This is a genomic window from Psychrobacter sp. TPE 89C (assembly GCF_055522395.1).
In genome coordinates, this window is record NZ_JBVFXW010000033.1 from 23493 (window position 1) to 36283 (window position 12791).

At 42.3% G+C, this 12791-nt stretch carries 10 protein-coding genes; all 10 read left to right on the top strand.

The genetic code is table 11. The annotated features are described in order from the left end of the window. The first annotated feature begins 181 nt into the window (after positions 1-181). Positions 182-2329 (top strand): phosphate acetyltransferase, encoded by a 2148-nt coding sequence (gene pta, locus ACZW67_RS10435; RefSeq protein WP_110921899.1) that lies wholly within the window; start codon positions 182-184, stop codon positions 2327-2329. Between the two features lie 280 nt (positions 2330-2609). Next, the gene (locus ACZW67_RS10440; RefSeq protein WP_465183193.1) at positions 2610-3533 is read left to right on the top strand and encodes a nicotinate-nicotinamide nucleotide adenylyltransferase; all 924 of its coding nucleotides are present in this window, start codon (positions 2610-2612) and stop codon (positions 3531-3533) included. A gap of 141 nt (positions 3534-3674) precedes the next feature. Beyond that, complete coding sequence (rsfS, locus tag ACZW67_RS10445) at positions 3675-4088, top strand: ribosome silencing factor (RefSeq protein WP_110921901.1); 414 nt, start codon at positions 3675-3677, stop codon at positions 4086-4088. A 226-nt stretch (positions 4089-4314) separates the two neighbouring features. Then, on the top strand, positions 4315-5085 hold the full coding sequence (locus ACZW67_RS10450) for an MOSC domain-containing protein (RefSeq protein ID WP_465183200.1): 771 nt from the start codon (positions 4315-4317) through the stop codon (positions 5083-5085). A 126-nt stretch (positions 5086-5211) separates the two neighbouring features. Then, positions 5212-5655, top strand: coding sequence for a hypothetical protein (locus ACZW67_RS10455; protein WP_465183194.1), 444 nt, complete (start codon positions 5212-5214; stop codon positions 5653-5655). A 198-nt stretch (positions 5656-5853) separates the two neighbouring features. Next, positions 5854-6735: an N-acetylmuramoyl-L-alanine amidase gene (locus tag ACZW67_RS10460; protein ID WP_465183195.1), complete on the top strand. Its 882-nt coding sequence runs from the start codon at positions 5854-5856 to the stop codon at positions 6733-6735. 50 nt (positions 6736-6785) lie between these two features. Continuing rightward, positions 6786-7532 carry a pyridoxine 5'-phosphate synthase gene (locus ACZW67_RS10465; RefSeq protein WP_465183196.1) on the top strand — a complete coding sequence of 249 codons (747 nt, stop codon included), beginning with the start codon at positions 6786-6788 and terminating at the stop codon, positions 7530-7532. Between the two features lie 235 nt (positions 7533-7767). Next, positions 7768-8958 carry a glycine C-acetyltransferase gene (kbl, locus tag ACZW67_RS10470; RefSeq protein ID WP_465183197.1) on the top strand — a complete coding sequence of 397 codons (1191 nt, stop codon included), beginning with the start codon at positions 7768-7770 and terminating at the stop codon, positions 8956-8958. Positions 8959-9035: 77 nt separating this feature from the next. Continuing rightward, complete coding sequence (tdh, locus tag ACZW67_RS10475) at positions 9036-10061, top strand: L-threonine 3-dehydrogenase (protein WP_465183198.1); 1026 nt, start codon at positions 9036-9038, stop codon at positions 10059-10061. A gap of 238 nt (positions 10062-10299) precedes the next feature. Next, a partial coding sequence (locus ACZW67_RS10480; RefSeq protein WP_465183199.1) for an HD domain-containing protein occupies positions 10300-12791 on the top strand: 2492 nt, incomplete at its 3' end.

Here is a 12791-nt window from a genome sequence, read left to right on the forward strand (position 1 = left end):
GCTCGGCTATTACAGTGATGCTTATTTAGGGGCTTATGTCGTATAAATATTTTTATATGACATAAGCCTTTAAGTAACGGCTCTACTGACCAATCACTGCAAGCGAAAGCAGCAGCCATCATTTTAGCCAGTCAGCAACACCTCTCTCACGGATATAATAAAATAAATAGTAGGATATGCTATGCAAACCATTTTACTTGTACCTATTAGTCGCGGTATCGGCCTGACATCAGCAGCGCTAGGTCTCATTCGTGCGCTCGATTATAACGGCGTCAAAGCCGGTTTTATGAAGCCATTTTTGCAAGATGATACGCTCGATAAGCAAAACAGCCTAGACAGCTCAAGCGCATTAACCATGCATGCATTCGGTCTGACACCGCCTAAATCTATCAACCGTCAGCGCGTTGAGCGTATGATTGGTGATGGCAATCTTGATGAATTGATGGAAGAAGTGATCGAAAACTTCCATAGCATCGGTGATGACCAAGACGTCGTGATTTGTGAAGGTTTAGTACCCACTACTGAAGCCTCTTATGCATCACAAATCAACCGTGCTATTGCCCACGCTTTAGATGCCAAAATCATCTTTGTTAGTACGGTCGATACCAAAAACCCAGCCCATTTAGCCGATAAGCTCGATGTGCATGCTCGTGAATTTGGCGGTATCGCGCATGAGCGTACTTTAGGCTGCATCTTGATGCGTGTGCACGATGTGCCAAATACCTTTGACACTCAGCCAGTAGCACCGGGCGAAGCTATGGTCAGCTTGGATGCTGGCTTTATGCAAGAAGTGCAGCGTCTGTCACCGCATTTTGATACCGATCGATTCCGCCTAATCGGCGTGGTACCTTTTAGTGATTCATTGTCAGTACCCCGTACGTGGGATATCGCCGCAGAGCTGGATGCCACTTGGTTAAATGTCGGTGAAGCAAAGACACGCCGTATCAATCATATTAGTTTGACAGCTCGCTCAGTCGCACGCGTTGATGAAGTGTTCAAACGTGGTACGCTCATCGTCGTACCTGGCGATCGTGATGACTTATTACTCGCCGCCGCATTGGCCTGTATTAACGGTATCCCGTTAGCAGGTCTAGTACTGACTGGTGGCGTCTCACCAAATGCAACTGTCGCTGAGCTATGGCAATCTGCACTCAAAACAGGTATTCCTGTCATGAGTGTTGAAACAGATAGCTTTGAGACCGTACAGAGCTTGATGCACATGAGTGCTGAGATTCCAAACGATGATATTGAGCGTGCACAAGAAGTCACACGCTATGTGGCCGCGCACTTAAATCTAAGCTGGATTAAAGAATACTTTAGCCATGACCATCAGCCGCGCCTATCGCCTGCCGCCTTCCGTCATCAAGTGGTCAAAAAAGCACAAGCCGCTAAAAAACGCATCGTATTACCAGAAGGTGCTGAGCCACGTACGGTAGAAGCTGCCTGTATCTGTCAAAGCCGCGGTATCGCTGATTGCGTACTGCTCGCAAAACGCAGCGAAGTGGAACAAGTTGCCAAAAATCGCGATTTAATCTTGCCAGAAGGCATTGAGATTATGGATCCTGACACGCTTGATATGAGCAAATATATCGCTGCTGTCGTTGAACGTCGTAAAGGCAAAACAACCGAATTGGTCGCTGCTGAACAGCTTGAAGATACCGTGTTCTTAGGTACTATCATGCTACAGATGGGTGAAGTGGATGGATTGGTCTCAGGTGCGGTGCACACGACTGCCAACACCGTACGCCCAGCATTCCAGTTGATTAAGACTGCACCACAGTATTCATTGGTATCTTCTATCTTCTTTATGCTGCTACCCGAGCAAGTCGTGGTGTATGGTGATTGCGCCATCAACCCTGACCCAACGGCGGAAGAGCTTGCTGAAATCGCTATCCAATCTGCCCAGTCTGCAGCAGCATTTGGTATCGAACCAAAAGTGGCAATGATCAGCTACTCTACTGGCTCATCAGGTACGGGCGCGGATGTCGAAAAAGTCATCCGAGCGACCCAAATCGTTCGTGAACGTGAGCCGACGCTTGCCGTTGATGGCCCACTACAGTATGACGCCGCATCGGTCATGAGTGTGGGCAAACAAAAAGCACCTGATTCACCCGTTGCCGGACAAGCCAACGTCTTTATCTTCCCAGATTTAAACACGGGTAACACCACGTATAAAGCGGTACAACGTAGTGCCAACGTCATCAGTGTTGGGCCGATGCTACAAGGCTTGAATAAGCCAGTGAACGATTTGTCACGTGGCGCATTGGTTGACGATATTGTCTATACCATCGCGCTGACTGCTATTCAGGCACATAGCGATTTGATTTAATCGTCACACTGTTTATTGATAAGAAATTTGCTGATTAAAATTTTGGTGATTAGCAATATACAACTAAGCCGACTGTCACTATGATAGTCGGCTTTTTATTAAGTCGATTTTATGAGTTTTTAGAACTTATAGTTTTCTGATCTTTGAGCGCTTGTAGTGACATATACCTGCTTGCCCACTACAATAGCGCTACTGTCTCTTTTAAACCCGCGGTAATTTTTTTTGCCAGCCATTTGACCTCGTTATTTATACCTAATATGACCGACAATTTATGCTTAATATGACTAACCATAAACAGACTCAACATACTGCGCCTGCCATCCGTGCTTATCTTGGTGGCTCATTTGATCCTGTGCATAAAGGTCATTTGCAAATAGCGATGTACGTTTATCAGCATTTATTACCGCTAGCGAAGCAGCTAAATCATGAGTTGCATGTGTCACTATTGCCCAATGCTCGCTCGCCTTTTAAACAACAAAGCACCGATCCCAAGCATCGTTTGGCTATGTTGAAACTGGCGACAATCAATACACCGATACAAATAGATGAGCTTGAGCTTTGGCAAGCACCACCTGTCTATACCATCGATAGCGTGCGCGCGTTACGGCAGCACTATCCGCATGACCGTTTGATATTCATCATTGGCATGGACAGTGCGCTGAGTTTAAGCAAATGGAAAGAAGGGCTTGGACTGACTGACTATGTCAATCTGTGGATTTTTAATCGTGATAGCCTGTCTGATGTTGATGTTGATGTTAATGTTAATGTTAAAAAGAACAGTTTTACCGAAAATACGAAAAATTTAGTAGACGAAAACCACATAGCGCAAGACGTGACCAAATTGCAGTCACAACTACCCGCGGAGCTGCAATGTCTAGTAATCGACTCACCGAATGAATTGATAATGCCCAACGCTCAAGCACTGGTAAATAAAAGCGCTCTAAAAAATAACTATCAAGGCCACATTTATATAGATCCGCGCCCTGTGACAGCCGTATCCAGCACGCAAGTACGTCAAAAACTTCAGAAAATCCCTCACATATTAAATATAAAGCACACTGCCGAAATGCAAATCGCATCTTTGCAACCAATAAATGATATCATGTGCAATACTGAACTTAATCCATTAGCTAAATGGCTAAATCCTGCTGTTTATCAATATATTATCGCCCATCAGCTATATTCTGCTGCTCAATTCCGTTAAAATCGCCTTATCTTTGTCACTTTGCCTATCCTGTCTGTATATGTGACGGGCGACATCTAGTTCATTCGACAATGCCAACGCATGCAAATTGACGATTTACCTTTTTATTTTTAATATTTACGATTCAAGAGATCAAAATTTATGACCAACACCATGACCGAAGAACGCTTAAAAGAATGCTTAGCCGTTGTTGAAACTGCTCTAGACGACATGAAAGCAAAAAACATCACCGTGATGAATGTAGAAGATTTGACTGACGTAACAGAACGCATCATCATCGCTGATGGTACGTCTAAGCGCCACGTACGCGCGATGGCTGACAGTGTCGGCGCTGAAGCCAAGCAAGCTGGCTTTATGCCACTTGGCCGTGAAGGCGGTATCGACTCTGATTGGACGTTGATCGATTTGGGCGCTGTTGTCGTCCATATGATGACGCCACAAGCTCGTGAGTTCTATGACTTAGAAGGCCTATGGTCATCACCTGAGCAGTTGGCTGAGCTGGTCGCTGTGCCACGTGAGAAGAAAACTGCTGGTCGTCGTAACAAAAACAAATAAGAGTGTTGATTACGATACTTGTTCAAAATTGAAAAAAGTACCACCAAAAAGACCAGATGATTATTCTGGTCTTTTTTTATGTAAAAACAAGCGGTTCTATATCTAGTACACGCACTGATAAATATTCTGAAAATGGTTCAAGATTAAGCTAAGATATTAGCAACCAGTCAGCATTACTGCCTCAAAAAACAACCAACCATCAGAGCGGCTTATGAGCACAGAACCGATGATATCTACGTTACCAGCAACGGCACAAAGCAAGCCAGACTTTAACCAAGACCTGCCACTACATATTGCCAACTTAACCTGCGTCCGCGCTGGCAAGTCTATGCCATTTGCACGCGAAGAAATGAGCGCTATTGATAAAGCACCTATCAAAGTGCCTGTTGCTGTCAATTTCATGGGATTGATCACTGATGAGCAAGCCGATCGCAAACATCATGGTGGCCCGCTAAAAGCCGTGCATCAACTGGCGCCTGCGACTTATGAAAAAATCAATACAGAGTTTGGACTAAAAGTGCGTGTCGGTACATTGGGTGAAAACCTCACGACCGAAGCCGTCAACGGTCTACCGGAAATGACTGAGTCTACGGTTTGCATTGGTGACGTTTTTCAATATGGTGGACATTTTGAGAACGGTCAAGACAATAGTAATGATGATACTGTCCAGCTACGCATCGTTCAACCGCGACGCCCCTGCTACAAAATCAATGACCAAATCGGACAGTTTACCAAAGTGCCAAATATCGCAGCATGGGTAAGCAAGCAAGGCATCTCTGGCTGGTACTTTCAAGTCGTGCATGATGGTCTAATTGATGCGGATTTGCCAGTTTATTTAATCGAGCGTCCTTATCCGTTTGCAACACTTGAGACACTGTGGCAACTGGCCAATTCTAAAGAGAAATACGATGCTGATGTAATTGAGCCATGGCTCGCGATTGAGTGTTTGGAAGAGAGTTGGAAAAAGGTCTTGGCTAAGAAGGTTCAAAAAACTTAAAACCTGACCCTGATAAATACGGCCAAGCTTTCATTTTATGAATGATGACAAAATATTATTGATATACAACTGCTAGGTGTTTCATTATTATTTATATATAACGCAAACATTATTATGGAGCCATCAGTGTTTAATAGAAAACTATTACTGACCATCCCCATCTTGGCATTAAGCGCTTGTAGCCAAATCGCGATGTCCGACACTGCTAAGGTTAAGGCGAACTCAAATCTACAGGCCTCATCAGCTACCAGTAGCTTTCAAGGTATATGGGAAGGTCAAGGTTACCAATACGACATTGAGGAAAGTTGGACTATCAAGCTTGCAATAGTCGGCGGCCAATATAAAATTGACTATCCATCATTGCAATGTGGCGGAGTATTGACGCTGTTGAATGCCACTGCCAATGAGATGGATTTCAGGGAAAAGATAACCTATGGCCCATGTGTCGACAATGGCGATACAGTCATTACTAAGACTGGTGCCAACACGGCAAACTTTGCTTGGTATAGCAGAGATGGATCGCAAGGTGCGGATGGTACTCTCAGAAGAAGATACTCCGACGTGCATTGATTACTTTTTTCATTTAGCACATCACTCAAACTACTTAAAATGATTTATCATGGTTTCCGCTCGGATTATAGTCCTAGCGGATTTTTTGTAGCAGATATTATCGATTCAAAACTCTACTATGATTTAATGTCACACTCTCGCTATCATAATGGCTAATACTAAAATGTATAAAATCATTTATTCTAAGCAAAACATAATATGATAAAAAATACCGTCTACCTTACTACTGTTCTTGGCATGATATTTTTATCAGGCTGCGTAACCACAACCTCTCCAGTAGCGACCACCAAAAGCTACATCGTAGATAGTAAAAACTATCAAGCCACTGGCAAAAGCGAACGCATCAAAACCATTGTGCTGCACTATACGGTTTCAGATAATGACCGATCTATCAAAACACTGACCACAGGCAAGGTCAGCGCCCACTATCTGGTGTTAGATAATGACGATGATAAAATTTATAATTTAGTACCAGAAAATGAACGCGCTTGGCATGCGGGTGATGGCGGCTTTGCAGGACGGACGATATTAAATGATACCTCTATCGGCATAGAAACCGTCAATGCAGGGATTGCGCCTGAGTATCAAAATGCCCTAAAAGACGGCAAGCTGGCGTATCATCCTTATGACCATTATGTCGCTTTTAATGAGTTACAGATTAAAAAGGTCGCAGAGCTGGTGCAAGATATCACGGCGAGATATGGCATCTCACCAAAGAATATCATTGGTCATTCTGATATGGCACCCTCGCGCAAAATAGACCCCGGTGCCAAGTTCCCTTGGCAACAGCTGTATCAGCAATATGGTATCGGCGCTTGGTATGATGATGCTGATAAGCTTGCTTTTATGGATATAGATGCATTTTCAGCGGCAACGATACCTGAGATCAAGCAGCAGTTTCGTGATTATGGCTATCAGATTAACAGTAGCGACGAATGGGACAAAGCCAGCCGCGATGTCGTCTATGCGTTTCAGCTACACTTCCGACCTCTGAATCCAACGGGCGAAGTAGATTTAGAGACTTATGCTATTTTAAAGGCATTGAATAAGAAGTATGCTGATACCAACGATTTTTATTAACCATTAACAACCAAAAATCTATCCATAACAACAATGAAAAAGGAAATACTATGAGCCCATTGTTTAGCGTAAATTTGAATAAATTGGCTTTAATCCGTAACTCTCGCGGTACTGACTACCCTAACCTATTGCACTTTGTAAAAAAGCTGATTGATCTAGGTGTCAAAGGCTTTACTGTACACCCAAGACCAGATGAGCGTCATATCAGATACCAAGACGTCTATGATATCAGTACGTTTTTGGCGGATTATCCAGAGATTGATTTCAATATCGAAGGTAATCCGAATGAGCAGTTTTTAAAGATTATCCGTGAGGTAAAACCGCATCAATGTACGCTCGTGCCAGACAGTGACGACCAGCTGACCTCTGATCATGGCTTTGATATCATCAAACATCACGAGTTTTTATCAACGTTGAGCAAAGAGCTAGAAGCGTTCGGTACGCGCTGTGCGGTATTCATCGACCCTGATATCGAACAAATCAAAGCGGTCATCGAGAGCGATGTACAGACGATCGAGATGTATACCGAAGAATGGGCGCGCGCTTACAGTAATGGTAAGAGCGATGACAACATTGATTTCGATGAGGTCAAGCAACGCTTTAGCGACTGTATCACCCTAGCCAATCAAAACGGTATCCGCGTCAATGCGGGTCATGATTTGAATTTGGATAATTTGGCTGATCTGCTCGCGCTGAGTGATATCGCTGAGGTGTCGATTGGTCATGCGTTTACAATTGAGTCGCTAGAGCAAGGCATGGATAATGTCGTACGTCAGTATTTGGCGATTTGTGGGTAGTCCATACTAATAAGCAAATAGTCTATTCACTTTACACTCAATGCGGTGATGCTGGGATATATTTTATGCAGCCTCTGTCAGCGTAGACACAGCAAGCAAGTAAAATTTATACCAGTAGCACGGCAATATTGGCGTATCAATTCTATTTTAAAATGACTACAGTTTGGTTCTATCAGCAGTCCTAATATCTGCATTATCAATAAAAACGCTAATAATATTAAAAAAAGGAATCTTTATGTATCAAGACTTTCAGAAACACCTACAACAAGAAATCAGCGACATACGCGCAGCAGGACTGTATAAAAACGAGCGCGTTATCACCTCTCCGCAAGATGCGCTCATCAAGATCGCCGATGGCCGCGAGATGCTTAACTTCTGTGCCAATAACTATCTTGGATTGTCTGACCATCCTGAGATTAAAAAGGCGGCGATCAAAGCCATCGAAAACTCAGGTTATGGCATGTCATCGGTGCGATTTATTTGTGGTACGCAAGATTTGCATAAGCAATTAGAGGCAGCGATTTCTAAGTTTTTTAATACCGAAGATACGATTCTTTATGCGGCCTGTTTCGATGCCAATGGTGGTGCCTTTGAGCCACTACTAACTGCTGAGGATGCCATTATTTCTGATTCGCTAAATCATGCCTCAATCATCGACGGTGTGCGCCTGTGTAAAGCCGCGCGTTATCGCTATGCCAATGCAGATATGCAAGATTTAGAAACGCAATTGCAAGCGGCGCAAGCACAGCGTTTTCGTTTGATTGTCACCGATGGTGTGTTTTCAATGGATGGTAACGTAGCGCCGATGGATGAGATTTATGCGTTGGCACAAAAATATGATGCCATGGTAATGATTGACGAGTCACATTCAGCAGGCGTGGTCGGTCGCACTGGTGGCGGCGTGACTGAATTGTTTGATTTACGTGGTGATATTGAGCTGATCACTGGTACCTTGGGCAAGGCGTTTGGCGGTGCTATTGGCGGCTTTACCACGGGTAAAAAAGAAATCGTTGAGATGCTGCGTCAACGTTCACGCCCATATCTGTTTTCAAACTCCATTCCTCCTATGGTAGCTGCAGCTGGGGTAAAAGCGTTTGAAATGCTATCGCAAGACAATACCTTACAAGACCAATTGCATGAAAATACCGCCTATTTTGTGAAGCAAATGCAAAACGCGGGCTTCGATATCAAGCCTACCGAATCGGCCATTTGTGCTGTGATGCTCTATGACGCCAATGTCTCGCAGCAAATGGCAGATGCACTGCTTGAAGAAGGCATTTATGTGATTGGCTTCTTTTACCCTGTCGTACCCAAAGACGAGGCTCGCATTCGTGTGCAGCTCTCTGCCGCCCATACCCGCGAGCAGCTAGACCAGTGTATCACTGCCTTTATCAAAGTAGCCAAGCAAATGAAAGTGATTGATTAAGCGTCGTTCGGTATTTGTTCGGTATTCACTCGCTAGATTCAACCATTAAGTACAACACCGTTAAATAAGAGAAAAGTATGAAAGCACTGGTTAAAGCCCATGCCAAAAAAGGCATCTGGATGCAAGATATGCCAGAACCTACGGTTGGCATCAATGACGTTAAAATTAAAATTAAAAAAACCGCCATTTGTGGTACAGATTTACACATTTACAAATGGGATGAGTGGTCAGAAAGAACCATCAAGACGCCGATGATCATCGGACATGAATACGTCGGTATCATTAGTGAAATGGGCGATGGCGTGAAGCATTTTGAAGTGGGTGACCGAGTTACAGGCGAAGGCCATATCGCTTGCGGGCATTGCCGTAACTGCCGCCGTGGTAAGCTACATGTGTGCGAAAACACCATCGGCGTGGGCGTCGACCGCGATGGCGCGTTTGCCGAATATTTGGTGATACCTGCCGATAATGTCATCAAACTCGATGAGCGTATCAGCGATGAGATGGCAGCCATTATGGACCCTTTTGGCAATGCTACTCATACTGCCCTTTCATTTCCTGTCCTTGGTGAGGATGTGCTGATTACAGGTGCGGGACTGATTGGTTCTATGGCGACAGCGATTTGCCGCTTCGCAGGGGCACGTAATATCGTGGTCAGTGATATCAGTGATTATCGCCTAGAGCTTGCCAAAAAAATGGGCGCGACAATGACCATAAACCCCGCCAAAGGTGAAACCATCGAAGGCGCCATTGCTGAGTTAAAAATGCACGGCTTTGATATTGGGCTTGAGATGTCAGGCTCGCCTCAGGCCTTTGATTCGATGATTAGCAATATGTATAACGGCTCTAAAATTGCGCTCTTGGGTATTTTACCTAACACCACCACGGTGGATTGGAGCAAGATTATCTTTAAGGCGTTAACCCTAAAAGGTATCTATGGGCGCGAGATGTGGGAGACGTGGTATCAGATGGAGCAAATGCTGATCAGCGGTATTGATCTATCGCCTATCGTTACCCATCGTATGCACATTGATGACTTTCAAGAAGGCTTTGATATCATGGAAAGTGGGCAATGCGGTAAGGTAATTTTAAGCTGGGATTAATTTTGGCGATTCAGCATTTGAGGAGTCGTGGTTAGGGTTTAAATTGTCACGACTTATAAAACGGCGCTGATTTCAGTGCCGTTTTTTGTGGATATTAAAAAGTGATGAGAGAGATAAACTATAAATAGTTAGGTGAAAATATTTTTATCCGCTAATCATGCGTTTACGGTAGAATCAACCTATGTTGATAGGTATATAAAATCAAACGATTAAGTTTAAAAATAAAAAGGCATTTACCATGAGCGCAGGATTAATCAAACATCTAAGAAAGAAGACTGATGAAGACAGCAATACTAAAATATTGATGTCTCAATGGGAATTTGATGAAAAGCTCGTCGGTAAGTCGCTTGAAAATGTGGGTAGTTATTATCCACACTTTAGTAGTCATAACGAATCGCACTCTCAGCAAATCCTCGTCAATATCGAGCGCCTGTTAGGTAGTAACATTGAAAAGCTGACAGCGACAGACACATGGTTAATTCTAGAAGCTGCTTACTGGCATGATATTGGTATGTTATTTAGTGCTGATGAAGTTCAAAAAGTTTTTGATGAAGATGACTTTAAAGAGTATGTCGAAAGCCTAGCTAACGACAATACGCAAGACTTACATGAGTTTGCCAAAGTGTGGCATGAAGACGGTTGGAATAAAGCACTTGTCAATCATTCAGACCCACATACAGGCGTCGAAAAATACCGTCAGATGATCGCTGAATGGTACCGCCGTGGTCATGCCAAAAACTCTAACTCAGTGGTTTTAGATCCTTTTGAAAAGCTCGGGATTACCTCACCTCGCACTGAACTCCTCCCTAAACGTATCTATCGCTATCTGGGACAAATATGCTGGGCGCATGGTCTTGGTTTTGACGATTATGTAATGAAAACATTACCTTTCCGTCAAACAGGCATGGGAACAGAAAACTGCCATCCTCGTTTTATCGCTTGCCTACTACGCTTAGGTGACCTGTTCGATATCGATGACAATCGTTTTTGTCCTGTCATGGCAAGACAAGTTGGCAATATGCCATCGTTTAGTGAAACGCATAAACATAAGCACCAAGCCATTCGTGAGTTTCAGCTAGATAACGAGACAGTAAGCATAACGGCTGTCTGTAGTACAGAAATGGCATATATTGAATGTCGCAACTGGTTTGATTGGATCAAAGAAGAAATTCAAAATCAAATGTCGCAATGGAAAAATATCGTACCGCATCGTGATTTTGGTTTGCTACCAACCATTAATAAACTTGATGTAGAAATGACAGACAAAAAGATTCTACTTAACAACAAACCGATGAAGTTCTCATTGGACGAGCGTAGTGCTATTGAGTTATTACAAGGTAATAATCTATACAAAGACGATATGAGCATCTATCGAGAGCTTATTCAAAACGCCATTGATGCAACAATGATCAGGGTTTGGCTAGAGCATGGACAAGAACATAGTACTAAGAAATTACCTAAAAATGCTAATCCTTATGACTCAGAAACTCGTGAATTGTTCGCAGATTACCCTATTACCTTAGATTGTAAAAAAGTCGCTGATAATGAAGATTCGTCGTTATGGGAGCTTAGTATTGAAGATAATGGTGTTGGTATCTCTCGCACAGATCTTGAATATATGCAAAAAATTGCTGGCTCTAAAAATAATAAGGAAAAGCAAAAAATCATTCGTCAGATGCCAGAGTGGATGCGACCTTCAGGTGAGTTTGGTATTGGTCTTCATAGTGCATTTTTACTAATGAAAGACTTGCCAACGGAGCAGCAAAAAATTACTATTTTTACAAAAAGTCGAATGACTCACGAAAGTTTAAAAATCGAGTTGAATTCTCCTTTATCTGGAAAATCGGGTTACTGTTTCATTGAAGAAGTTGATAATTTAAAAAAATATGGAACCAAATTAGTTATTCAGGAAGTCATAAGTAGCGAAATAAAACTAGATACTTATAACAATGAAATTGATTTCAAAAAAATAATTAGTAATTTATCTTACTCTAATCCCGTTTCATACCTTGCGCTATATAGATTGTTGGAAATATCAAATACAATAACTAACCCTATCATCTCATTCAATTTTTCTGAACGACTTAGCCTATTAAATTTAGAAAAGCACTCATTTTTATCTAAAAAAATCAAAACTGATGGGTTTTACTGGGACGATAAGAATAACTTGGGTCTGAAAATAATTTTTCAAGATGCAATAGGCTTTATGAATATAGACTCTAGTTACAATGACAAACTTATATCGAAAAGCAAACTTAATTTATTTTACAGAGGTCAATATATTGAGCATAAGCAACTAGATATTTACGATTTATATCTATCTAATGACATAAACAAGCTTAATAATTTCGGCTTAGTTGTCGACATATATAGTTCAAAATCCTCTTATTTTTTAAATTTAAATAGGGACGAACTAAAGAATGGAAATGTAATTATTAGTTATATAGAAAAATCCATACAGTCTTTTTTCAACTCGGAAGATAATATTGAACTACTATCAAGAATGCTTGATTTTGATGAAGTTAAAAAATCCACCTTGCTTTTCCTCATAGATTCTAAATATAGAGAGTCAGACTTATGGATGAGTTTCAAACCTCATTTAAATTATAGTTTTACTGAAATTTTAGATTTTGATGCTTTTACACTAGACTTTGCGAATGAAAAATTCTGGGATGAATATGTACAGACTAGTACGAAAGTTTATATAAACGCCCTTGAAGGTTACCTTCT

What these genes read in the sequence shown, in the direction of transcription:
- rsfS (WP_110921901.1), top strand. Translation starts at nt 3,675, where the DNA reads ATGACCAACACCATGACCGAAGAACGCTTAAAAGAATGCTTAGCCGTT.
- tdh (WP_465183198.1), top strand. Translation starts at nt 9,036, where the DNA reads ATGAAAGCACTGGTTAAAGCCCATGCCAAAAAAGGCATCTGGATGCAA.
- ACZW67_RS10465 (WP_465183196.1), top strand. Translation starts at nt 6,786, where the DNA reads ATGAGCCCATTGTTTAGCGTAAATTTGAATAAATTGGCTTTAATCCGT.
- ACZW67_RS10450 (WP_465183200.1), top strand. Translation starts at nt 4,315, where the DNA reads ATGATATCTACGTTACCAGCAACGGCACAAAGCAAGCCAGACTTTAAC.
- pta (WP_110921899.1), top strand. Translation starts at nt 182, where the DNA reads ATGCAAACCATTTTACTTGTACCTATTAGTCGCGGTATCGGCCTGACA.
- kbl (WP_465183197.1), top strand. Translation starts at nt 7,768, where the DNA reads ATGTATCAAGACTTTCAGAAACACCTACAACAAGAAATCAGCGACATA.
- ACZW67_RS10440 (WP_465183193.1), top strand. Translation starts at nt 2,610, where the DNA reads ATGACTAACCATAAACAGACTCAACATACTGCGCCTGCCATCCGTGCT.
- ACZW67_RS10460 (WP_465183195.1), top strand. Translation starts at nt 5,854, where the DNA reads ATGATAAAAAATACCGTCTACCTTACTACTGTTCTTGGCATGATATTT.